The following is a 23567-nucleotide window of genomic DNA, read 5'->3' on the forward strand; positions in this document are numbered from 1 at the left end:
AGGCCGCCCGACGGAACACGGGGAGGCTTCTCATGGCCGGCGATGGCATGAAGGGCGCCGATACTGGGCAACTGCGGACGCTCTCGAAGACGTTCGGGCACCAGCACACGAACCTGCACGAATTGATCACGGCGCTGAACAACGCCACCAAGACCAGCCCGGATTACTGGAAGGGCCCGCGCGCGGACCGTTTCCGCGACGACTGGGAGCAGCTCCGGCCGACGCTGAGCAAGTTCGTCGACTCGCTGGAGCGGGCGCGCAAGGAGACCAACAGCGCCGCCGAGGCCAACGACCAGATCAACGGCTGACGCGCGCCCGGACACCCCCGTGCCCGCACACCCCGAGGGGAGTGCGGGCACGCGCTGTTACGGGCGGGGCCCCGTGCATACGACGGGCTCCGCTCGCATACGGGCGGGATCGGCGTGCATACGTCAGCACCGCGCCTCATACCGGCGAGGTCGGCGTGCATACGTCAGCGCCGCGGCGCATACGGGCGTAGCCCCGCGCGCAAACGTCAACGCCGTGCCGTCACGGGCGGGGCCCACACGAGGACGCCAACTCCGTTCTCCGGCGGGCCCGTTGCCGCCCTGCGACCGTCACCGTCAGACGCGGTCCACCAAGTCCGCGATGGAGTCGACCACTTCGGTCGGGCGGAACGGGTACTTGTCGATGTCCGGGACGGCAGTGAGCCCGGTCAGGACGAGGAAGGTCTCCATCCCGGCCTCCAGACCCGCGAGGACGTCCGTGTCCATCCGGTCGCCGATCATCGCCGAGGACTCCGAGTGCGCGCCGATCGCGTTGAGCCCGGTGCGCATCATGAGCGGGTTCGGCTTGCCGATGAAGTAGGGGTCCTTGCCCGTCGCCTTCGTGATGAGCGCGGCCACCGAGCCCGTCGCGGGCAGCGCGCCCTGCGGCGAGGGACCCGTGTTGTCGGGGTTGGTCGCGATGAAGCGGGCCCCGTTGTTGATGAGGCGGATCGCGCGCGTGAGCGCCTCGAAGGAGTACGTACGGGTCTCGCCGAGCACCACGAAATCCGGGTCCGCGTCGGTGAGTACGTACCCCGCCTCGTGCATCGCGGTCGTGAGCCCGGCCTCGCCGATGACGTAAGCCGTGCCGCCGGGGTGCTGCGTGTCGAGGAACTTCGCCGTCGCGAGCGCCGAGGTCCAGATGTTCTCGACCGGCACGTCCAGGTCGATGCGCTTGAGCCGCACGTGCAGGTCGCGCGCGGTGTGCATCGAGTTGTTGGTGAGGACGAGGAAGGGGCGCCCCGAGTCGCGGAGCTTGCGGATGAACGCGTCCGCGCCGGGCACCGGCACGCCCTCGTGCATCAGCACACCGTCCATGTCGGTGAGCCACGACTCGATGTGCTTGCGCTCTGGCATGGGCGGTACTCCTGGCGGCTGCGGGGGCGGACGGGACCGGTGCGGCCATCTTATGCGGCGCTTCTCGCCCGTTTCCCGACCAGGTACGACCACCCCTGGCCGCCCTCGCCCCCACCCGGGCGCGAGCCCGCACAGGCCCCGCCTCCGCCCTCACTCCTCGGCCGGGAGCCGTCCGAACAGCGGCGCCAGGACGAGCTGCGCGGCCCCCTCCGCGATCGCGCCGTCACCGCCCCCGGCCGCTCCGCTCGCCCCCGCCGCCGCGCGCACGCGCACCGGCTCCGTCCCCGTGCGGCTCGCGCGCGCGTCGAGGGCCGCCGTCACGCCCCGTACGAACGCCTCGGGGGCCGCCGCGATCCGGTGGCCGCCGAGCAGGACCAGCTCGACGTCGAGCAGCCCGACGAGATTCGCGGCGGCCGTGCCGAGCACGCGGGCCGCCTCGGCCGTGTCCCCCGCCGCGAGCGCGGCGAGGCACAGCGCCTCGACACAGCCGCGGTTCCCGCACACGCACGGCGGCCCGTCGAGCCGTACGACCTGGTGCCCCAGCTCACCGGCGCCCGTGCGCGGCCCCCGGTACAGGCGCCCGTCGAGCACGAGCCCGGCGCCGAGCCCCGTACCGAGGTGGAGGTAGGCGAAGGCGCGCGCGTCGCCCGCGAGCGCGCGGCCGAGCGCCGCCGCGTTGGTGTCCTTGTCGAGCACGACCGGCAGCCCGAGCCGCTCGGAGAGCGCGGCGGCGAGCGGCAGCCCGTCGAGCCCGGGGAAGCCGCTGACCTTGTGCAGCACGCCCGTACGGTGATCGAGCGGGCCGGGCGCGGCGAGCCCGGCACCGAGGAGAAGCGGCGGCTCGCCCCCTTCCGCGGCGGCCCGCGCGCTCCCGCCCCCGTCCCCGGCAGCTCGCGCGTCCCCGTCCCCAACGGCACGCGCACCCGTCCCCCCGGCGCCGCGATGCCCCGCGCCTGTCACCCCGCCCGTGACTCCCACCTCCGCCACCCCGCCCGCGTCACCCGCCTCCGTCACCCCGCCCGCCACCCCACGCGCCTCGCCGCGCCCGTCCTCCCCCGCCAGTACGTCCGCCATGGCCCCCGCCACGACGTCCACCACCTCCCGGGCCCCGCGTCCCAGGTCGAGCGGCACGCGGCGCCGGGCGAGGGCGCGTCCCGTGAGATCGGTCCGTACGACGAGCACGCCGTCCCTGTCGAGGTGCACCCCGAGCGCCTGCACGGCTTCGCGCACGAGGCGCAGCGCGGTGGCCGGTTTGCCGCCCGTGGACTCCTGCCGCCCGGCGGCGGCGAGCAGGCCCGCCTCCCGCAGCCGCCCCGTGATCTTGCTGACGGCCTGCACGGTGAGCCCGGTGCGGAGCGCCAGTTCCGGACGGCTGATCCCGTCCCGTCCGGCGCCGCGCACGAGGTCGAGCACGAGCGCGGTGTTGTGCCCGCGCAGGTCCGCGAGCCGGACGCCGCCCCGTCCACCCGTGTGTCGCGGTCCCTCGGCCACGTCGCTCACCCCTTGTCTCCTGTGTCGCCCCCATCTGCGTGCTTGCACTTATTCAACACTGTTGCGAAAGTGGCAGGCATGAGTGGCCCGACCTCCTCCCCCAGCGAACCCCTTCCCGTCGCCCTGATCGGCTACGGCCTCGCGGGTTCCGTCTTCCACGCCCCCCTCGTCGACGCGACCCCGGGGCTGAGTCTCGACACGGTCGTCACCCGCGACGAGAACCGCCGCGCGCAGGCGCGGGCCGAGTTCGCCGACGTGCGATTCGCGGACACACCCGAGGACGTCCTCGCCCGCGCGACCGAGTACGGGCTCGTCGTCATCGCCTCGCCCAACAAGACGCACGTGCCCCTCGCGCGCGCCGCGCTCGAAGCCGGTCTCCCCGTCGTCGTCGACAAGCCGGTGGCGGGCACGGCGGCCGAGGCGCGCGAGCTGGCGGCCCTCGCCGAGCGGCGCGGACTGCTGCTCTCCGTCTTCCAGAACCGCCGCTGGGACAACGACTTCCGCACCCTGGCGAAGCTCGTGGACGAGGGCGCGCTCGGCGACGTGTACCGCTTCGAGTCGCGTTTCGAGCGCTGGCGTCCGCAGCTCAAGGGCGGCTGGCGCGAGTCGGGCGACCCGGCCGAGTTCGGCGGTCTCCTCTACGACCTCGGCAGCCACGTCGTCGACCAGGCGCTCACGCTCCTCGGCCCGGTCACGCGCGTGTACGCCGAGTCGGACGTGCGGCGCCCCGGCGCGGCGACCGACGACGACACCTTCCTCGCGCTCGCACACGCCTCGGGCGCCCGCTCCCACCTGTGGGTCTCCGCGACGACGGCGCAGCTCGGGCCCCGCTTCCGGGTGCTCGGCTCGCGGGCCGGGTACGTGAAGTACGGGCTCGACCCGCAGGAGGCCGCGCTGCGCGCCGGCGAACGCCCCGGGGGCGAGCAGCCCTGGGGCACGGAGCCGGCCGAGCTGTTCGGCAGGCTCGGCGCGGGCGAGTCCCCGCTGACCGGCGGCGGCGAGCCCGTACCGACCGAGCCGGGCGACTACCCGGCCTTCTACGCGGCGATCGCGGCGGCCCTGCGCGACGGCGCCCCGAACCCGGTCACGGCCCGGCAGGCCGCCGCGGCGCTCGACGTCATCGAGGCGGCGCGCCGCTCGGCTGCCGAGGGCGTCACGGTGGAGGTGACCCGATGAGCGCCCTGCCCGCCACGGCCGGGGAGATCGCGGACCTCCTCGCGCAACAGAACCGCCTCGAACTGCCCACGTACACGCACGACGACGCCTGGGACCTCGGCAGCACCCTCGTCCGCCTCGCGCGCGAGGCGGAGGCGCCCGTCGCGATCGACCTGCGGCGCGGCCTCCAGCAGGTCTTCCACGCGGCGCTGCCCGGCTCGACGGCGGACAACGACGACTGGCTCGCGCGCAAGCGGAGGGTCGTCGAGCGGTACGGCGAGAGCTCGCTGCTCGTCGGCACGCGCTTCCGCGCCAAGGGCACGACCTTCGAGGACGCCTCCCGCCTCGACCCCTCCCGCTACGCGGCCCACGGCGGGGTCCTCCCGATCCTGGTCCGCGGCTTCTCGGGCCCGGTGGGCACGATCGGCGTCTCGGGCCTGCCGCAGGTGGAGGACCACGCGCTGGTGGTGGCGGCGCTGGAGGAGTACCTGGCGGGGCGGTAGGGGCCGGCGGGGCGGGCGGGGCGGGGGCGGCGGTTCCGGGGGCGGCCGTTCTGGCGGCGGACGTTCCGGCGGCGGACGAGGTGGTGGTGGACGAGGTGGCGGGCGGCGGAAGGCGGGCCCCGTACGAGGCCGTGCGGAGCCGTACGGCGTTCCGCCCCCGCCCCTCGCCCGAGCCGGTCGCTCAGGCGGCCACCGCCTCCCCCTCGCCCGCGTCCTTCTTGCCTTTGCCCTTGCCCGTCGCCTCCCCCGCGTCCTCCGCCGCCGTCCCCCGCTCCCGGTACAGCACCGCGCGCTCCACGGCGCTCCACGTGGTGCTCGTGACGATGTAGAGGGCCCCGGCGAGCGGGACGACGGCGACGCTGATCAGCGTGAAGTAGGCCATGTACGGCATGAACCGCGTGAGCGCGCCGACGCCCGGCACCTGCTGACCGCCCGCCGCCGCGAGGGGCGTGTCCGCCCCGGCGAGCTGCCGCTTGTTCCGGCGGACGCTGAAGGTGGCGACGGCGGCGACGAGCGCGAAGAGCGCCACGTACACGAGCCCCCGCTCGCCGAAGGGCCCGCCGTGCGCGAGCGCGTCGGCCCAGCGGTCGCCGAGCGGGGCGGCGAAGAGGCGGTGCGGCAGCAGGCGGTTGGGCTCGCCGCCGATGCGGGAGCTGGAGAAGACGTGGTAGAGCACGAAGAAGAACGGCAGCTGGCACAGCATCGGCAGGCAGCCGCCGAGCGGTGAGACGCCGTGCTCGGCGTGCAGCTCCGTGAGCGCGCGCTGCATGCGCTCGGGGTTCTTGGCGTACTTCCGGCGCAGCGCGGCGATCTCGGGCGCGAGCCCGGCACGCTCCCGCTGGCCGCGCGCGGCGGTGCGCGAGAGCGGCAGCAGGAGGAGCCGTACGCAGGCGGTGAGGACGACGATCGCGGCGGCGGTCGCGGCTGTGCCCGCGAGGGGCTGGAGCAGATCGGCGAGATAGTCGACGCCGCCGGCGCACAGGCCGAGGAAGCCGGAGCCGGACGTGTGGAATTCGGGCAGGGACATGAGTCCTCCGGGGCCTCACAGGTGGGATGAGCGGACCTGTGCGGCGGCGCGGCGGACCTCCGTACGCGCGGTCGCGTACGGATGCGGGTGGGTTACGGGCCCGAGGGGGCCCGGGGGCTTGTGAGCCCCGGGGGCCCGGGTCAGCCGGCCGGCGCGGTGAGGCGGCGGCCGGGTGCCCGGGGACGTGGTCGCCCGGAGGCGTCGGGATCGCGCTGGGGCAGGAAGGCGGTACGGCGGGCGCGCTCGCGGATCGTGGTGCGGATCGCGGTGGGCGCGACGAGCGGGACGCCGAGCGCGGTGCTCAGCAGGCACACGGCGAGGGCCGCTGCGGTGACGGCGACGGCGGCGGGCAGCAGTCCGGGCTCCGCGCCGAGGGAACCGGCGAGGACGAGCAGGACGAGCGCGAGCAGTCGTGGCACGCGTATCCCCCCTCGTCTCCTCGTGCGGTGGCCCTTGGCACCCCTCCAGACGAGCGGGGTCCCGGAAAGGTTCCCGGCCGGTTGGTACTCCGTTCGGGGCGTGCCCGGCGCTACCGTGTGGCCATGCGCCCCGAAACCCCGGCCCAGTCCACCCCGGCCCCGCCCGTCGCCCCCGTACCGGCGGCGCGACAGGGCGAAAGCGACCGCGAAGCCCACCTGGAGCAGGCCCAGCGCCTGGAACGACTGGCCGAGCGCCACCCCGAGGACGCCGAGCAACTGCTCCTGCGCGCGGCGGCGCACTTCGAGCTGGCGGACGACCGCACCCGCGCGAGCACCTTGTACGACGGTCTGCTCGCGGGCTCGCCCGAGGACCCGGCGCTGATCCGCGCCCTGAAGGCGGCGAACCTGTGGGAGTACGGGCACGAGGCGGAGGCCCAGGCGATCGTCTCGGGCGTACGGGGCGCGGCCCCGCGCACGCCGGCCCCGTGGATCGTGGTGGCGCAGGCGCTGGAGGCGCACGACGAGCTGGAGGAGGCGCACGCCACCTACGAGGAGGCGGTGGCGCTCCTCCTCGACGGCTCGGCCCCGCCCCCGTACGAGGCCCGCCCGCTCCTCATCGGCAGGCACCGCGTCCGCCGCCTGCTCGGGCTGGAGCACGACGCGTGGGACACGATGGCGGACGCGCTCAACCCGGCGTCGGTCCCGCTGGACGAACTGCACGACCCGAAGCGCACGTGGGTGCTGGGCTCCGACAGCCCCGAGGAACTGCGCGCCGAGATCACCCGCCTGCGCGCCGAACTCGCCACGTACCGCGCGGCCCTGTCCCGCCCCTTCCCGGTGGCGGTCCTGCACTGGCCGGAGCCGGAACTGACCGAACTCCTGACCTCCTACCCGGCGCTCGCCACCGAGTACCCCTCCTACGAGGCCCACACGAGGTCGATCGAGTCGGCCCTCCGCGACCTGGCGGCCTCGGGCATCCCGAACCTCGGCATCGTCCGCGCCACGGTCCCCTCCTACGAGGCATTCGCCGCCGCCGAGTCCACGGCCCCCACCACCCCGGCCCTCCTCCCCCTCTACACCACCACCCTCGCCACCCGAGCCCTCGCCACCCCCTGGCCCCCACACCCGGGAGCGGAGTGCTGGTGCGGGTCGGGGACGGGGTACGAGGGGTGCCACGGGGCGGGGTGAGGTCTGCGTCACCCCCTTTCGCGAAGCCGCTCGACACGGGCGCACGCGCCGGCACAATGGCTCGCGTGCCGGATCTCCCCCTTCCGTCCTCGGTGGACGTGACGCGACGGATGAGCCGCCAGCGCTCCAGGGACACCGACCCCGAACGTGCCGTGCGGCGACTCGTGCACGCCGCCGGGCTGCGCTACCGCCTCCACCTGCGCGTCCCCGGCCTCGCCCGACGCACGATGGACTTCGGCTTCCCGCGTGAGCGTCTGGCGGTCTTCATGGACGGCTGCTTCTGGCACGGGTGCCCCGACCACGCGACCAGCCCTCGCAGCAACGCCGCCTGGTGGCGCGAGAAGCTCGACCGCAACATGGCCCGCGACACCGAGACCACCGCCCACCTGCGCGCCCTGGGCTGGACGGTCCTGCGCTTCTGGGAGCACGAGACACCGGAGGAGGCGGCGGCGGTGGTGATCGCGGAGCTGAGGCGGAAGCGGGAGGAGCGTTCCGCCCCGCCTCCGCCCTGAGGCGGCTGTCCCGACCACGTCCGTCCCCCTGTTTCGCTTCCCTGTCCGTGATCGAGGTCGCCATGGCAGCTGTTTCCCCCTGGGAGTTCGACGTCCCCACGGACGGCAGTCGCACGCTGCCGCCCGACGCCCGCTACATGGAGGCCGTGGCCAGTCAGGGGTACGGCTTCGAGGTGGCGATCGCGGACCTGGTGGACAACTCCATCGACGCCGGCGCACACGACGTGGTGATCCACTTCCTTCGCGACGGCGACAGGCTGACAAGCCTGCTGGTGGTGGACGACGGCAAAGGCATGACCGAGAAGGAACTGGACATCGCCATGACGGTGGGCGGTCGCCGGGACTACGTCGAGAACTCGCTCGGGATGTTCGGCACCGGTCTCAAATCGGCCTCCCTGAGCCAGGCCGAGGCCGTCACGGTCGTCAGCACCACCAAACGCACCCGCGCGGTCGGACGTCGCTGGCGCATGCAGCGGGCGGTCTCCGGTTTCGAGTGCGACGTCGTCCGCCCCGACTACGCGCAGCAGCTGATCGACAGGTACGCCGAGCGTCCGATCGTCTGGCAGGGCACGGTCGTTCGCTGGGACGGGGTGAAGGACTTCCCCCGCGGCGGGGAGGGGGGACAGACCGACCGCTACCTGCATCGAAGCATCAACAAATTGGGACTTCACCTCGGCCTCCACCTGCACCGCTTCTTGGCCCGGAGCGACTTCCACATCACCATCTCGGTGGAGGACGTGCGCACCGGCACGGAGTACGTGAACTTCGGTGTCGAGCCTTTGGATCCCTTCGCCCATCCCGTCTCGGGCCACGCCGGCTTTCCGCGCACCTACACGGCGAGGCTGTCGGACGGCACGCAGTTCACTCTCGGCGCCCACGTCTGGACTCCCCGCTCGAATCTCGACGAGTTCCGAGCCGTCGGCGGAGCGATGGAGAGGCAGGGCTTCTACTTCTACCGGCACGACCGTCTGGTGCAGGCCGGTGGTTGGAACGGCTACCGCCAGCCCGAACAACACCTCGCGCTGGCACGAGTGGCCGTGGACCTCCCCTCGGCCGCGGACGCCTTCCGACTCACCGTGAAGAAGTCGGGTGTCGAGACCACCCCGGACTTCGCACGCTCCTTGGACGAGGCAACGGCCACGGACGGGTCGGCGTTCACGGACTACCTGGCCGCCGCCGAGACGGCCTACCGCGAGGCCAGGCGACGGGCCGGCACGACGCGTCGCGCCACCATCCCGCCCGGGGACGGCATCGCCCCGGCCGTCCGGGAGACCTTCGCCGAGGAGATGCCCGCGGTCCCGGGCGAGCCGCCCGTCTCCGTCGTCTGGCAGCGGTTCGACAACGACGACTTCTTCGCCGTTGATCGCGAGGAACGCGCCATCGCACTGAATCAGCGCTACCGAGCGGCGATCCTGGGCGGTCGTCGGGGCGGCCGTGACGACGCACCGGTGGTCAAGTCGCTCATGTATCTGCTGCTGCACCAGGTCTACGAGCACGAGTACAGCGGAAGCAGGGAGAAGGACAACCTCCAACTGTGGCAGTCGGTACTGGTGGCTGCCGCCGGCGCCGAGGTGGAAGGGACGGGCGAGGATGCCTGAGAGCCAGGTCCCCTGGACGAACGTCGAGCATTACCTCGCGAATCGCCTCGCGACCTCCTACCGGCTCTCCGACGCCTCGGCGCCGTTGGTCTCGTACGAGGTGGAGGACGGAAAGCGCCTGTGCCTCTACGTGGAACTCGGTCCGAAGGAATCGGCTGCTCATCCCTCCCACGAGCAGGTGAGGGTCGAGGAGATACGTCACCGCGGCCTGCGAATGGCTCGGCTCAGCACCTCCGTGCCCGGTGTGGAGCGGGACTTCCACGATCTGCTCAACTCGGTCGCCGACCGGATGCTCGTGCACGGACGTCCCTTCGACCGCGCACTCGTCGAAACACTGGAGGCGTGGGAATCTCTGCTCCGCCGCCGACGCGGCCTCGATCCGCGGGAGCGCACCGGGCTCCTCGGTGAACTCGCCGCCCTCGGTTCGGTCGCCGGGCGGCTGGGTTGGGCCGAGGCCGTACGGTGCTGGCACGGTCCGCACCGCGAGGAACACGACTTCGCCCTGCCCGACCTCGATGTCGAGGTGAAGACGACGACCGGGGAGGAGCCCCGGCACACCGTGCACGGACTCGGGCAGCTCACCCCGACCGGTTCGCGTCCCCTGTGGCTGGTCTCGCTCGGCCTCACCCGGGCGGGCAGCGGCGGGACCACCCTCACCGAGTACGTCGAGGAGGTGCGCGCCCGGATCGGCGACGAGGCACCGGAGTCCTCCTCGCTCTTCGAGCGGGCGCTGCGACGTACCGGCTGGGTGGAGGACCGGCACGACGACGAACGCTGGCGCATGCGCAGGGCCGCACTGGCTCTTCTCGTGACCCCGTCCTTCCCCCGGCTGGGAACGGACAACCTGCCTCCCCAGGTGCGGCAGCGCGTCCACGACGTCCGCTACGAGATCGACCTGTCCGGACTGGTCGCCCCGCAGGACGTCCCTGCCCCTCTCTCCGCCATCCGCCTCCCCTGACTGGACCCATGACGAACATCGACGCCCTCCGCGTGAACCTCCACCGATCCGCCCTCGCGGGCATGGTGCGGCGTCCGAAGGATCTTCGCCGGGCACTTGCCTACCACGCCGAGGACGAGGGCCCGGAGGCCGCACCGCTGGCGAACGAGGAGGACTTTCGCTCCGTGCTGCGCGCCGCCGCGAGCACGGATCCGCTCGTCGAACTGTGGCGCAAGCAGTTGACGCAGTGGGACTACGCGGAGTCTGCCGACTGGGCCGGGAGAGCGCCGCGCACCGACGACCGGCGCGACGAGATCGGCGCTTTGCTCGGTCTGTCGGCGGAGACGGCCGCTCTCCTCACCGCGCTGATCCCGGTTCCCCGCGCTTCCTCGCCCGTGGTCATCAGCGACGCCTTCACCCCCTGGTACACCCCGCAGTCGGTCCGCGGACGGAGCTGGTACTGGCCGGCCTACCGGCGTGTCCTCCAGGACAAGGGGTGGTCGCCCGAGGCCGTCGCCGGTCTCGATCAGGCCACGGACCGTGTGGTGGAGCGCCTCGCCGACCCCGCCGCACCGACGGCCTACCAGTCGAAGGGGCTCGTCGTGGGACATGTGCAGTCGGGCAAGACCGCGAACTTCACGGGCGTCGTGGCCAAGGCGATGGACGCGGGATACCGTCTCGTCATCGTGCTCGGCGGCACGCTCAACCTGCTCCGCGCCCAGACCCAACGTCGTCTCGACATGGAGCTGGTGGGGCGGGAGAACATCCTGCGCGGCGCCGGGGCGGACGAGTCGGACTACGCGGACGACCCCGCCTGGGCCCGGGGTGACTTTCTCGCCCACGGTGGGATGCCCTCGGCGCTGGGCGGCTTCGACATCATCCGCATGACCACCAGGGACAGGGACTACCGCAGCCTTCTCCAGGGGATCGTGGCCCTGGAGGCCGAGAAGCAGGAACCGTCACTGCCCCTGAACGATCCGCGCAACCTGCATCGCTCCCACGCCCGCCTCATGGTGGTGAAGAAGAACAAGTCGGTGCTCGGCAAACTCGTCAAGGATCTCCGGAGGATCAAGACACCTCTGTCCGAGATCCCTGTACTCATCATCGATGACGAGTCCGACGAAGCATCCGTCAACACCGCGAACCCTCGGCGGGCCGACGCCAACCGCACGGCGATCAACGACAAGATCTCCGAGTTGCTGCGGATGCTGCCGCGCGCACAGTACGTCGGCTACACCGCGACCCCCTTCGCCAACGTCTTCATCGACCCGAGCGACAGCGAGGACATCTTTCCCAAGGACTTCATCGTCGCCCTCCCCCGCCCCGACGGATACATGGGAGTACAGGACTTCCACGACCTCGACTCGCCCGTGGCGCCCGAGGACCGCACCGTGGCGAACTCCAACGAACTCGCGCACGTCCGGGACATCAGGCTCATCGACGACGAGGACTGCACCGACCTGCGCGAAGCGCTGGACATGTTCGTCCTGACCGCCGCGGTGAAGCTGTACCGGATGGATCACGACGATCTCGACGACCACTTCTACCGTCACCACACGATGCTCGTCCACGAGTCGGTCCGCACCAAGGACCACCACGAACTTCGGGAACTGATCGACCGTTTGTGGGCCGAGTCGCGCTATTACAGCGCCGTCGGGCACGAGCGACTGCGCAAGCTCTTCGATGCCGACATCGCCCCCGTCTCACGGGTCCGGGCCGGATCGTGGTCGACGCCCGAGCACTACGACGACCTCGCTCCGTACGTCGGCGTGGCCGTGATGCGTGTCAGCGGGGACGGAGAGCCCACCATCGTGGTCAACGGGGACACGGAGAAGGGCTACGGGGAGGCCGACTTCGACCGACGCTCGCTGTGGAAGATCATCATCGGCGGTCAGAAGCTCGCGCGCGGGTTCACCGTCGAGGGGCTCACCGTGACCTACTACCGCCGCCGGGCGAACAACGCCTCCACCCTCATGCAGATGGGGCGCTGGTTCGGCTTCCGCGAAGGCTACCGGGACCTGGTACGCCTCTACGTCGGTCGTGGCGAGAAGGCCGGGACCAAGGAGGTCGACCTCTACGAGGCGTTCGAGGCCATCTGTCGGGACGAGGAGTCCTTCCGCACGCAGCTGGCGCAGTACTCGACGTGGGTGGACGGCCGGCCCCAGGTGACGCCCGCGGGTGTTCCGCCGCTCGTCGCCCAACACCTTCCGTGGCTGCGGCCCACGAGCAAGAACAAGATGTACAACACGCGGGTCGTGGAACTCGCCAGCGCGGGCAAATGGGAGGAGCCGACCGCCTATCCCACGGAGAGCGTCGATCTCTCCCACAACACCGGCCTGTGGCTGCCCGTCCTCGAATCCCTCGACTCCGCCACCACCTCCTTCTCGTACCACTACGACGCGGAGGAGCAGGAGCGCAGTTTCGATGCCCGGACGGGCCGACTGGAGCCCGAGCGGTTCCTGGAACTGGCGGACTCGATGCGCTGGACCACCGACCAGCAGTTCGCGCCGCTGCTGAGGTACCTCCACAAGATCAGTGCCCCGAGCGCCGGAATGCTCGACGACTGGCTCGTGCTCGCACCGCAGCACGCGACGGGCAAGCGGGCGGCCCTCATCGGTGATGCCTCACGGACGTACTCCTGGTTCGCTCGCGACCGGCGACGCGGGGCCGCGTTCGGTGCCGTCTCCGAGCCCCGGCATCGCGCCGCGGCCCTTCGTATCGCCGGCGCCCTGCCGGTGGGCGGCAACAGCACCACCGAAGCGCTTGTCCGGGCGCGGCGCGGTGTCGTCGCTCTCTACCCGGTGGTCGAGTCCCGGCATCGGGAAGCGGTGGAGAGGACCGGTCACGTGGCGGCCGGGAAAGTCGTTCTGGCCTTCTCCTTCGTGGCCCCGGCCGCCGCCCGCAGCAGCGACGGGAAGGTCGTGTGGTTCACGACCGTCGACTCCGGAAAGGGATGACCTCTCGCGTCGATACGATGACGCCCGGATCCCCGACGGTCGCGGGGACCGTGCACTTCGGTGGGATCGGAAGGCAGGACGACAGTGGGTGAAGCAACTGCCATCGACCTGTGCGCAGGTGTCGGCGGGCAGGCGCTGGGACTCGAACAGGCCGGCTTCCGCATCGCCGCCGCGGTGGACGTGGATGTCGACTCCTGCGCGACTCTCCGGGCCAACCGTCCCGAGTGGCAGGTGATCAGGGGCGACCTCAAGGAGATCGAACCCGTCGAGTACGACTGTCTGGACGGGGCGGATCTCCTCTCCTGCGGGCTGCCCCGCAGCCCCTACACCATTGGCGGGAAGCAGCAGGGCACCGCCGATCCGAGGGACGCGCTCTCGGCCGCGCTGGACATGGCGGCGTACGTGCGCCCCTCGGCGCTCCTGTTGGAGAACATCCCCGGATTCCTCACGTCCCCGCGCTTCGCCGCGATGCGCGAGGCGGTCGCGGAGGCAGTAGAGGATCTCGGTTTCGTGGCGACCACCGCAGTGCTCGACGCCAAAGACTTCGGGGTGTCCCAGCGTCGCGAGCACGGCTTCCTGGTGGCGATGTCCGGGGAACGCATGAAGCGCTTCTCCTGGCCCGTGCCCCTGGCCACCCCCTGCCCCACGCTCGGCGAGACCCTGCGGGCCTCCATGGGCGCCCGGGGCTGGCCGGGTGCGGACGACTGGGCCGATCACGCGGACCAGCCCGCGCCGACGATCGTGGGGGGAGCCACCGGTCGCGGTGGCGCTGATCTGGGAGGCACCCGCTCGAAGAAGGCGTGGCGACGCTGGGACGTCTTCGGCGGCAGTCTGGGGAACGAGGTCCCGGGTCCCGAGTTCCGCATCGACAGGGATCTACCGGACAAGGACGGGCTGGTGAGCCTCACCGTGCCGCAGGTGGCCCTGTTGCAGGGCTTCACCGCGGACTGGCGGATCGCGGGCCGGAAGACGTCCACCTACCGCCAGATCAGTCAGACGACGCCACCGCCCGTGGCGGCGGCGGTGGGACGGGAAGTACGAAAAGCCCTCGGCCGCTGACCCGGAAACACCGATGCGATGCCCCGCCCCTCCTCCCCGCCCGATAGCATTCCGTCTCATGTCCCTCACCACTGAGACGCTGGACGGCTCCCCCACAGCCCCCGCCTCTGGCGACCCGGGTATCTCGGTGGTGGACCTCTTCGCGGGCGCCGGAGGATTCTCCGCCGGCTTCCACGCCTACCGACCCGACGGTCCGGCGTCCTCGCCGTTCCGCACCCTCGCCGCCGTCGAGATGGACCCGGCAGCAGCCGCTACGTACGCGGCGAACTTCCCCTCCGCCAAGGTGAGCGCCATCAGGATCGAGGGGTGGGATCCCACTCCGTACGAAGGCGTTGACGTCATCATGGGAGGGCCGCCCTGCCAGGGGTTCTCCGGCCTCAACCGCGACGACCTGAAGAAGAAACCGCCGAAGTCCGAGGACCCGCGGAACAAGTTGTGGCGCGAGTACGTACGCGCGGTGCAGGTCATCAAGCCGAAGATCTTCGTGATCGAGAACGTCGACCGTTTCCTGCGGTCACCCGAGTACGCGGCACTCTGCGCCGCCACGGAGGCCGATGGTCCGCTCGCGGACTACCACCTGACGGAAAAGGTCCTCAACGCGGCGGACTACGGCGTCCCGCAGGCGCGGCGCCGGGCCATCGTGATCGCCACCCGCAGGGATCTCGGCGAGCCCTTGCGGCACCCGATCCCGTCCCATCGTCGCGCGACGGACCAGCTGACGTTCGAGGAAGGCCGGGCCCCCTGGCTCGGCGTGTGGGACGCCGTGTTCGAGCACACCTTGCGCGTGCGGCTCAAGGAGGATCTTCCCCTCCGCACCGGCGCGCCCCTGGGCACCGACCTGCCCGGCGCGTTCAGCGGCAAGGAACTGCACATCCGCAGGAACCCCACGCCTCTGTCGCTCGCGCGCTACGCGGCCATCCCGCCGGGGGGCAACCGTTACGACCTCACCGACAGGACGAGCGTCATCAACGGCGTTCCCGTCTATCTCTCGACCGAGAGCTGGGACAACCACACCTCGGGTTCCGGCGACGTCATGGGCAGACTGCACAAGGACCGCCCCTCCGTCACCATCCGCACCGAGTTCTACAAACCGGAGAAGGGGCGGTACCTCCATCCCACGAAGGACCGCCCCATCACCCACTGGGAGGCCGCGTTGATCCAAGGCTTCCCGGACACGTTCAAGTGGTACGGCTCCAAGGTGCAGATCGCCCGCCAGATCGGCAACGCCGTGCCCATCGGGCTCGGCCGCGCCCTGGCCGAGGTGATTCACCGCAAGCTCACCGCCGGCTGAGCGCCGTCACCCCTCTCCCTCACGTTCCCTGCCGCGCACTGGCGCGCTTTCGAACAGCTCGGCGAACCAATCGGCGAGCGCTTCCGCCGAGGCCGAGGGGACGCTGCCGTCGCGCGGTCCGCGCGGCAGCGTGTCGTGGCGGACCGCGCTCTGCCCCGCGGCATCGAGCCACTCCGCGTACACCTCGGCGTCCGGCGGCTCGTCGGGCGCGAGCGCTTCGTGGACGAGCATGAAGGCCGCGTTGGCCGCCTTGGCTGCGGCGTTCATGTCGCGGCCGGTCCTGACACTGCCTCGGGTGCGCAGGCGCAGCAACGCCTGCGCGGCCGGCCGGTGCTGGATCATGCGCTGCCGGAGCACGGTGTTGAGCACGTCCTGGTCCGAGCAGGCCAGCTCGGCCGGGGCGTAGTTCTCGCCGTCACGGAAGAGTTCGGCCGCCCACCAGAGGCGCGAGAACGCTTGCGTCGCCCAGGGGCCGGTGAAGCGGGCCACCTGCCCCACCGCTCCGTCCTTGCTCCTCCAGCGCCATTGGACGTACTCGGGTGAAAGGCACAGGGCGAGGAAGTTCCACAACCCCGAGTCGGCAGCCTCCGCCCGGGTCAGGCGCAGGGTCCAGTGCAGCCGGGGGGCGAGCCAGGCATCGCTCTCGGTGGGGCGGGTGTCGTCGAAGCGCGCCCGGGTCTCCTTCAGGAGTTCCACGACTGCTCCGGTCGTCCACCGCTCACCGTCGTCACCCACCGCCTCCGCCTGCCGGAGAAGCGCCGCGGAAGGGACCGTCTCCACACCGCGCAGCACGGACGGAGTGATCGCCCTGGCCGCGACGGCGTCGGAAAGCCTCCCCAACCGGCCGGGCTCCGGCGCCGTCATGGCTGTGGTGTTCATCGCGCACCCCTGTCGTTCGTCCGGCGCAGTGCCCGTACCGTCTCGGTCACCGTCTTCTGCGTACGGGTCCGGGTGGCGACCGCGTGCAGGAGCCGCGCGTGCAGGTCCGCCCCGTTGCCGCCCTCGCGGCGCCGCTCGACGGCCTCCCGCAGCGCGTCGTCCGGCGAAAGATCGGGCCACAACTCGGGAAGCATGGACCTCAGCACCTCCTCGTGCCAGCCGCCCGGCCACTGCGGTCGGCCGTCCTCGTCCCGCTCCGTGCCGCAGGCGTAGAGCGCCGTGTGGAACAGTGCCTCCCACGCCTGGGCGGCGATGTGCGAGGCGAGAAGCTGCCGCACAGTGCGCTGCTCCGCCCCGGACGCCTTCTCCATGAGCGCGCGGAACCCCTCCAGCGAGGAGTTGAGGTACAGCACCGGCTCGCCAGCCTCCGCGTCGACCGTCCACGGATCGTCGCGGAACTCCTCCAGGGCGGGCGTCTCCGTGAAGTCCTTCCACACCATTTTCAGCGTGCGTTTGCGGGTCGGTCGGGCCGAGTCGAAGTCCACCCTCCAGGGGGTCTCCGCCCGTCCCACGAGCCGTGCGGGACCGTCTTCCAGATCTGCGGCGAACACGGCGTCCACCTGACAGTGCCCGATGTGGGCGGCGCGGTCGAGGTCCACGTCGGCCCGCCACAGCCCGGGCGCCTCGTTCTTCGTCAGGAAGGAGTGGCGGACGTGCGTGCGCGAGTTGGTCACGATCATGAGGCAACGCACGTTCCGCCAGGGGCCGTCGGCGATCTCCTTCGGGTCGGCCGTAACCTCCATGACGAGACGGGCGGTGCGCCATCGGCGGTCGATGCCGTGCAGCGCCACGACGTTCTCCTGGTCGGAGATGCGTGCCAGCTCCACGGGAAGGTTGTCGAGCAGGACGCGCGCCGGGCGCAACCGGACGTCGCCCACGAGCTGCGGGTAGGGGTAAAGACTCTTCACGACCGCACCACCCGGGCGGCCTGTGCACGCGGCAGTTCGACCTGAAGGCTGGAGACACGGGCGGGTACCGGATGGCTGCGCGGATCGGTCACACCCTTGAACACAGCCGTCCTCGCCCCCGCGGTGAAGCTGAGGTGTCCATCCGCTGTGAGTTCGCAGTTCGACCCCGGTACGAGAACGCCGGCCCACGAAACGGGCGTCCTGCCACCGTCCTGGTTCACGAAGGAGGCGGTCGGAGCCAGTACCCAAGAGGCTTCGCGCTCGGGCAGGCGCACCATGACCTCGACGCGCCAGGCGCCGGCGGCGGTGACCCCGCCGGTCAGTGAACGGACGGTCGGGAACCCCGAGACCCTGACGGGCCTGCCCGCTCGCGCGGGCGCCTCCAGCACCAGGAGTTCCCTCAGCACGGCAGGCCCCTCCTCGGCGTCGTCGTCGGGGATCTCCACCCGTAGCAGGTCCCGAATCGCCTGTTCCGCCGCGGCCTTGAAGTCGAGGACGCTCTTGCGCGCGCCGCGCACATAGGTCGCGGTGAGGTCGTCGGTGCCCGTCCAGTCGTTGTGCTCCGGCGGTTCCGACGCACGGAGCAACAGCTCGGCGGCGGTGACGTCCGGGGTGGATCTCCCGGTGGCCGCGCCCGCGAGCAGGACCGCCTGGAAGTTGGTGTGTCCCAGCGGCAGATCCCCCACGCGCTTCCGCTTCACGACCATGCGCGTCGCCCGCATCATGGTGAGCCGATCGGCCGGCTCCTCGGCACCGGCAGCGGGTGTCACGAGCAGTACGGCCTCGTGCACGCCCGCAGGACCCGCCGCGGGATCGTCCTTGCGCCTGACCAGCTCCAGGGGCACGCGCGCCGCCACGACGTCCGTGCGCGCGGACAGGCGGGAGACGGTCTCGCCGTCGAGGAACGCTTTCACCGCACGCGACTTGGCGGGAGCGGCGGTGAAGGGGTCGACCTCCGTGCGGGGCACGACGACCTCACCGTTGCGCCATGCCTCCACGGTGGCACGCAGCAGGGCCGGGCGGTTCTCGCCCGCCACCATCGCCGCCCAGAAGTTGTCGCCCAACTCCTTCATCAGGCACGCGTGCATCTCGTCGAGTTCGGCGCTGACTCCCGAGCCGTCGTAGGCACCGACGACGAGGAAGGACGTTCCCGGCAGGTCGCTCTCGCGTTCCAGAAGCAGTTCCCTCGCCGCAGCGCTGTCGGCCCACCAGGAACGCACGGAGTCACCCCGTTCCTGGTCACGGATGCCGAACCAGGCCGGTCCCGCGTACTCCCGCTCCTCGGGGAGGGCGTGCCACGGCAGTTCGAGCCGGCCCGCCAGTCTGCGATCGGTGCGGCCGTCCTGCTGCTCCGACAGAACGCTGTTCACCAGGACCAGCCCGAACCTGCTCGCCGCCCACAGCGTCGCCTTGCCCATCCCGTAGGACCCCCCCTGGACACCGGCCTTGCCACTGTCCAGGGTCCGGCGGACAACACGGGCGAAGCGACCGTCGTCGTACTCGGGACCGGTGAGCCCGTTCGCGTTGTAGTCGTCCACGCGCAACAGGTGCAGCCGGTCTGTGCGTTCCAACTCGCCCAAGCCGTCCGCGAGTACACGGCCGGACTTCTGCGAGCGGTCCGCCGCCGCCCGCAGGTGCGGTCGCAGCACGTCCCACCGGAGCGCGTCCAGGAAGCGCCGGAGGGGGAGGCCGCTCAGTTCGTGCAGGACGTACCGGGAAAGAACGGGCTCCTGGACCGAAAGCTGTTCGTCCAGGCTGTTCTGAGTCGCCTCCCTTGCCAGAACTCCCAGGTCGGCCGTGAAGGCGAAAGCCGCGGCGTTGCCGCCGCTCCGGCTGCCGTCGGCAGGCGCCGGCTGGAACACCCACTCCGCCTCACCGCTGCCCACCTGCGGGGCTCTGCGTTCGACGGCGTCCACCGTGGGGACCCCGAACGCCTCCGCCACCCGTTGGATCTTGTCCATACGGGGCACGGAGCGCCCCTTGGTCCAAGCGTTCACAGCGGCGGGGGTCACCTCGACCGCTTCGGCCAGTTCCCGCTGCGTCATTCCCCTCTGCGCCAGCTGATCGTTCAGCCAGTCGCCAAAACTTGTCGCCATTCCTCCCCCAACACGACTTCCACCTGCCCACCGCCTCCCGGGAAGTTAATTTTCCCGGCGCGGTAAACATTACCGATTCACTTTTCCGTCATAAACGGACAAGACGCCTAGCAGCTGTGCGCTATCCCCTTGCTTCACTCCAGTCAACCACAGCACACTTGTCCGGTGTTAGCCTCTGCGAGCGAGCACGGAGATCCCCTCGGGCGCCTGTCGGCACCGAGGGGCGACGGGGGGTACGGACAAAACAGAGCCAATTCCAGGCGAAACTTCCTCGACCAACGGCGAAGCATCCACCATCCACAAATGGACTCATCTCCCGAAAGATACTGAAATGTCTGTAATCGCCCATAACGATGACCAGAACCAGGGCCGCGAAGAGGGAGGCATGGTGGAGTACGCCTTCGAGGTGCCCAAGGACTGCCACGCCTCGATGCGGGTCCAGCACTCGCCGCGGGGAAGCGTCACGACGTTCGAGGCGGAGGGCCGTACCTTCCGCGTGGCCCAGCAGAACGCAGCGCCCCCCGATTCGGCCGCCTGACACGACGATGGGCGACCTCCGCAGGGAGGTCGCCCATCGTTCGGGGCCGCTTGAGCAGCCGCTCAGCCGTTCCGCCTCCGGTCCGACAGGACCCATGCCGCCCCCGCCGTCGCCGCTGTGACGACTGCTACCGAGGGCCAGGCGCCGAGTTTTTTGGCGAGGGGGTGGGAGGCGCCGAAGGCGGTGAGGTAGGTGGCGGTGAGGGCGGTGGCGGTGCGGGGGGTGGTGGTGCGGCGCCACTGGAGGTGGGTGATCGTGCCGGCGGCGGCGAGGACCGCTCCGCCCAGGCGGCGGTTCTTGGTGAAGCGGGCCGTGGCGTAGCCGCCGAGGAGGCCGGCGGCGGCTATGGGGGCGGAGGGGAGGGTGGGCATCGAGGTGACCTCCTGGGTCGGGGGGCGGATGTCTGCTTTGTTCAGTGTTCGAGATTAGCCCTGGGAGCTTCCGGCACCGAAGGGGGTGTGCGCGGGGCCGATGGCGCGCTTCCCGGGCGGGATTAATTTGCGGGATGGCATCCATAACTTGTGGCATGCAGTCATGAATTTGCGTTCCGCCGTCTTGTCGGTGGGTTCCCGGGGGTCGTACGGTCACCGGCGGAGCCCGAGCCGCCGCGCGCTCTCCCCGCAGTCCCCCACCGCCGAGCCGCATTGCGAGGAACGCATGTCTGACATGCCCATGTCCGCATCAGTGCCCACGCCCGCGCCCCCGTCCGGGCCCGCTCCCGCCCCGTCCACCGGTCTGCGCCGCCGCACCTTCGTCGCGGGCACGCTCGTCGCCGGTGCCGTCACCGCCGCCGGCGGCACCGCGCGCGCCGCCGAGGACGCTCCCGCCGCCGTACCCGCCGCCTCGCCGCCCGGGGACGTCGTCGGCAAGATCACCGTCGGCTACCAGGGCTGGTTCGCCTGCTCGGGCGACGGCGCGCCCATCAACGGCTGGTGGCACTGGTCGCAGAACTGGGGGCAGCCGCCGTCCCCGAGTAACACCGCGATCGTCAGCTGGCCCGACGTGAGCGAGTACGAGCACACCTACCGCAGCGCGTATCCCGCGCTCGGCAATGGCAAGCCCGCGAATCTCTTCTCCTCGTACGACCAGCAGACCGTGGACACGCACTTCCGGTGGATGCGGGAGTACGGGATCGACACCGCCGCGCTCCAGCGCTTCAACCCCAACGGGGGCGAGGGCGCGACGCGCGACGCGATGGCGCAGAAGGTGCGGCTCGCGGCCGAGAAGCACGGGCGCAAGTTCTACATCATGTACGACGCGACCGGCTGGACGAACATGCAGCCGGAGATGAAGGCCGACTGGGTGAACAAGATGAAGGCTTACACGGCCTCTTCGGCCTACGCCTACCAGAACGGCAAACCGGTCGTGGGCATTTGGGGCTTCGGCTTCAACGAGCCCAACAAGACGTGGTCCGCCGAGGTCTGCCTCGACGTCGTCAACTGGTTCAAGGCGCAGGGCTGTTACGTGATGGGAGGCGTGCCGACGCACTGGCGGCGCGGCGTCGAGGACTCGCGCGCCGGGTACATGGACGTGTACCACGCGCTCGACATGCTCTCGCCGTGGATGGTGGGGCGCATCGGCTCGGTCGCCGACGCCGACAACTTCTACGCCAACGTCAACACCCCCGACCAGGCCGACTGCGATGCGAACGGCGTGGACTACCAGCCGTGCGTCCTCCCCGGGGACCTCCAGGGCGGGGCGCGGGCCCACGGGGACTTCATGTGGCGGCAGTTCTACAACATGAAGCGCATCGGGGTGCAGGGCATCTACATCTCGATGTTCGACGAGTACAACGAGGCGAACCAGATCGCGAAGACCGCCGCGACGGCCGCCGACGTGCCCGCCGGGTCCGGGATCAAGGCGCTCGACGAGGACGGCACGCCGTGCTCCTCGGACTACTACCTCCGGCTCACGGGCGACGGCGGGAAGCTGCTCAAGGGAGAGATCCCGCTCACCGAGAAGCGGCCCACGCCGACCGTCGTCGGGGGCGGCGGCCACCCCGAACTCCCCACCGGTGACCTCGCCCTGCGGCGCTCCGCGACGGCGAGCGGCCAGACGCAGGGCTACGCGCCCGGCAACGCCGTGGACGGGGACGTGCGTTCGTACTGGGAGAGCCCCAACAACAGCTTCCCGCAGTGGATTCAGGTCGATCTCGGGAAGAGTCAGCCCGTGCGCAGGCTCGTGCTGTCGCTGCCGCCCGACGCGGCCTGGGCGAAGCGGACGCAGACCGTCGAGGTGCTCGGCTCCGCCGACGGCTCCGCCTTCACCTCGCTCTCCGCCCCGGCCGGTCGCGTCTTCGACCCGGCCAAGGACGCCAACAGCGTCACGATCACGCTCGCGTCGACGGCGAACGCCCGGTACGTCCGGGTGCGGTTCACGGCCAACACCGGCTGGCCCGCCGGGCAGTTGGCCGGGCTCGCGGTGTACGCGGCGAGCTGAGGCGTGGGGGTACGGGGGCGGGCGGCACGGGGGCGCCGGGGCGGGCGGGGCGGACGCGTACGGGGCGCGGCTCCGTACCAACCGCCCGCCCCCGCGCCCCGTACGGGCCTCCGCCCCGTACCCGCAACGCCCGCTCCCGCCCCCTTCAGCCCGCCCACTCCCGCAGTTGCTCGCGGGCGCGGGCGGCGTCGGCTGCCGGTGAAGTCCCGTACACGAGGCGGTAGTCGCGGGTGAAGTGCGGGGCGCTGCGGTAGCCGACCGCGGTGGCGGCGCGGGCGGCCGAGTCGCCGCGGACCACCATGCGGTGGCGGGCCTCGCCGAGGCGGAGCCGCTTGAGGTACTGCATCGGGGTCATGGACGTGGCCTGTTTGAAGCGCCGGGACAGCGTCGCCCTGCTCGCGCTGACCTCGGCGGCGAGGGCGTCGAGCGTCCACGGCTCGGCGATCCGCTCGGTGAGGAGGCGTACGGCGCGGGGCACGACGGGGTCGTGCGCGTCGGTCGCGGCGAGGACGCGCGGCGCCTGCGTGGTCTGGAGCAGGCGGAGCACGGTCTCGCGGGCGAACTGCGGTCCCAGGAGCGGGATGTGCTCGGGCTCGTCGAGGAGGCCGAGCAGGCGGGCGAAGACATCGGCGAGCGCGGGCGTCCAGGCGCCGAGCCGGTCCAGCGGGCCGGAGGGCTCGCGGCGGGTACGGGGCATCGCGGTGGCGACCTCGGTGACGAGGGCGGGGTCGAGCCGCCAACGCGCCGACAGGAACCCGTACCGCTCGTCCGTCGCGACGACGCCCGAGAGGACGGGGAGGTCGACCGGTGTGATGAAGAACCGGTCGATGCCCCAGACCTGGTCGTCGTCGCCGACGACCGAGCGCTTGCGGCCCGCGAGGACGACCGACAGCGAGGGTGTGTACCGCTGGTAGGCGAGTCCGCCCGGCACGGTCCGCAGGCGGCTGAGCCCGAGGCCGAGCCGCTCCGCCGCCGCTGTGTCGTCCGCGCGGCGCGCCACGACGTCCGCCGCGCGGCCGAGGCTCCGGGCAGTCGTCGCTTCGTCCATGGAGGGACCGTATCCGGCCACGGGCCGCGTCCGGGCCACGTCACGTCCGCGCCCGGCCCGGTGAGGTGATCCGGCAAGCG

21 protein-coding genes are annotated in these 23567 nt (G+C 71.5%); 12 read left to right on the forward strand and 9 right to left on the reverse strand.

From position 1 onward, the window contains the following. Positions 1 to 32: 32 nt before the first annotated feature. Complete coding sequence (locus tag STTU_RS10935) at positions 33 to 308, forward strand: WXG100 family type VII secretion target (protein ID WP_009068392.1); 276 nt, start codon at positions 33 to 35, stop codon at positions 306 to 308. 294 nt (positions 309 to 602) lie between these two features. On the opposite strand, the gene STTU_RS10940 is transcribed toward STTU_RS10935, so the two are convergent. After that, complete coding sequence (locus STTU_RS10940; protein WP_007822714.1) at positions 603 to 1382, reverse strand: HAD-IIA family hydrolase; 780 nt, start codon at positions 1380 to 1382, stop codon at positions 603 to 605. A 150-nt stretch (positions 1383 to 1532) separates the two neighbouring features. After that, complete coding sequence (locus STTU_RS10945; RefSeq protein ID WP_007822716.1) at positions 1533 to 2882, reverse strand: ROK family transcriptional regulator; 1350 nt, start codon at positions 2880 to 2882, stop codon at positions 1533 to 1535. 69 nt (positions 2883 to 2951) lie between these two features. Here STTU_RS10945 and STTU_RS10950 point away from each other — a divergent pair, with 69 nt between their 5' ends. Both STTU_RS10950 and STTU_RS10955 read left to right on the forward strand, forming a co-directional pair. After that, entirely contained in the window at positions 2952 to 4049 is a 1098-nt protein-coding gene (locus STTU_RS10950) for a Gfo/Idh/MocA family oxidoreductase (RefSeq protein WP_043254812.1), read from the forward strand. Then, the gene (locus tag STTU_RS10955) at positions 4046 to 4531 is read left to right on the forward strand and encodes a heme-degrading domain-containing protein (protein WP_043254813.1); all 486 of its coding nucleotides are present in this window, start codon (positions 4046 to 4048) and stop codon (positions 4529 to 4531) included. Before STTU_RS10950 ends, STTU_RS10955 begins: the two co-directional genes overlap by 4 nt. 181 nt (positions 4532 to 4712) lie before the next feature. On the opposite strand, the gene STTU_RS10960 is transcribed toward STTU_RS10955, so the two are convergent. Both STTU_RS10960 and STTU_RS10965 read right to left on the reverse strand, forming a co-directional pair. After that, entirely contained in the window at positions 4713 to 5558 is an 846-nt protein-coding gene (locus tag STTU_RS10960) for a YidC/Oxa1 family membrane protein insertase (RefSeq protein ID WP_007822719.1), read from the reverse strand. A gap of 140 nt (positions 5559 to 5698) precedes the next feature. After that, on the reverse strand, positions 5699 to 5977 hold the full coding sequence (locus STTU_RS10965) for a DUF6412 domain-containing protein (protein ID WP_009068386.1): 279 nt from the start codon (positions 5975 to 5977) through the stop codon (positions 5699 to 5701). Positions 5978 to 6100: 123 nt separating this feature from the next. Between STTU_RS10965 and STTU_RS10970 the strand changes: the two genes are divergently transcribed. The 7 genes from STTU_RS10970 to STTU_RS11000 all read left to right on the forward strand — a co-directional run bounded on the left by STTU_RS10970 (position 6101) and on the right by STTU_RS11000 (position 15519). Then, positions 6101 to 7165, forward strand: coding sequence for a hypothetical protein (locus STTU_RS10970; RefSeq protein WP_043254815.1), 1065 nt, complete (start codon positions 6101 to 6103; stop codon positions 7163 to 7165). A 56-nt stretch (positions 7166 to 7221) separates the two neighbouring features. Then, a complete protein-coding gene (locus STTU_RS10975; RefSeq protein ID WP_007822723.1) occupies positions 7222 to 7677 on the forward strand; it encodes a very short patch repair endonuclease in 456 nt (151 codons plus the stop codon). 62 nt (positions 7678 to 7739) lie between these two features. Beyond that, on the forward strand, positions 7740 to 9275 hold the full coding sequence (locus tag STTU_RS10980) for an ATP-binding protein (protein WP_043254819.1): 1536 nt from the start codon (positions 7740 to 7742) through the stop codon (positions 9273 to 9275). Continuing rightward, on the forward strand, positions 9268 to 10233 hold the full coding sequence (locus STTU_RS10985; protein WP_043254821.1) for a PD-(D/E)XK motif protein: 966 nt from the start codon (positions 9268 to 9270) through the stop codon (positions 10231 to 10233). The genes STTU_RS10980 and STTU_RS10985 overlap by 8 nt, the downstream gene beginning before the upstream one ends. An 8-nt stretch (positions 10234 to 10241) precedes the next feature. Further along, a complete protein-coding gene (locus STTU_RS10990; protein WP_007822726.1) occupies positions 10242 to 13169 on the forward strand; it encodes a Z1 domain-containing protein in 2928 nt (975 codons plus the stop codon). Between the two features lie 84 nt (positions 13170 to 13253). Continuing rightward, positions 13254 to 14228, forward strand: coding sequence for a DNA cytosine methyltransferase (locus STTU_RS10995; protein ID WP_007822727.1), 975 nt, complete (start codon positions 13254 to 13256; stop codon positions 14226 to 14228). Positions 14229 to 14286: 58 nt separating this feature from the next. Then, entirely contained in the window at positions 14287 to 15519 is a 1233-nt protein-coding gene (locus STTU_RS11000; protein ID WP_234019212.1) for a DNA cytosine methyltransferase, read from the forward strand. Positions 15520 to 15525: 6 nt separating this feature from the next. Here STTU_RS11000 and STTU_RS11005 read toward each other — a convergent pair whose 3' ends face one another. The 3 genes from STTU_RS11005 to STTU_RS11015 are packed head-to-tail and all read right to left on the reverse strand — an operon-like array spanning position 15526 to position 19462. After that, entirely contained in the window at positions 15526 to 16398 is an 873-nt protein-coding gene (locus STTU_RS11005; RefSeq protein WP_234019213.1) for a DUF6339 family protein, read from the reverse strand. Continuing rightward, on the reverse strand, positions 16395 to 17366 hold the full coding sequence (locus STTU_RS11010; protein ID WP_043254823.1) for a hypothetical protein: 972 nt from the start codon (positions 17364 to 17366) through the stop codon (positions 16395 to 16397). The genes STTU_RS11005 and STTU_RS11010 overlap by 4 nt, the downstream gene beginning before the upstream one ends. Then, positions 17363 to 19462, reverse strand: a complete 2100-nt coding sequence (locus STTU_RS11015; protein ID WP_043254825.1) for a helix-turn-helix transcriptional regulator — start codon at positions 19460 to 19462, stop codon at positions 17363 to 17365. Before STTU_RS11015 ends, STTU_RS11010 begins: the two co-directional genes overlap by 4 nt. 385 nt (positions 19463 to 19847) lie before the next feature. On the opposite strand from STTU_RS11015, the gene STTU_RS34905 reads away from it, so the two are divergent. Further along, entirely contained in the window at positions 19848 to 20000 is a 153-nt protein-coding gene (locus STTU_RS34905; protein WP_007822732.1) for a hypothetical protein, read from the forward strand. Positions 20001 to 20062: 62 nt separating this feature from the next. Here STTU_RS34905 and STTU_RS11020 read toward each other — a convergent pair whose 3' ends face one another. Beyond that, entirely contained in the window at positions 20063 to 20371 is a 309-nt protein-coding gene (locus STTU_RS11020; RefSeq protein WP_007822733.1) for a hypothetical protein, read from the reverse strand. A gap of 295 nt (positions 20372 to 20666) precedes the next feature. On the opposite strand from STTU_RS11020, the gene STTU_RS11025 reads away from it, so the two are divergent. Continuing rightward, complete coding sequence (locus STTU_RS11025; protein ID WP_086021137.1) at positions 20667 to 22439, forward strand: discoidin domain-containing protein; 1773 nt, start codon at positions 20667 to 20669, stop codon at positions 22437 to 22439. A gap of 145 nt (positions 22440 to 22584) precedes the next feature. Here STTU_RS11025 and STTU_RS11030 read toward each other — a convergent pair whose 3' ends face one another. Beyond that, the gene (locus STTU_RS11030; protein WP_007822735.1) at positions 22585 to 23487 is read right to left on the reverse strand and encodes an AraC family transcriptional regulator; all 903 of its coding nucleotides are present in this window, start codon (positions 23485 to 23487) and stop codon (positions 22585 to 22587) included. Positions 23488 to 23567: the final 80 nt, after the last annotated feature.

Source organism: Streptomyces sp. Tu6071, assembly GCF_000213055.1.
GTDB classification, from domain to species: Bacteria; Actinomycetota; Actinomycetes; order Streptomycetales; family Streptomycetaceae; genus Streptomyces; species Streptomyces evansiae.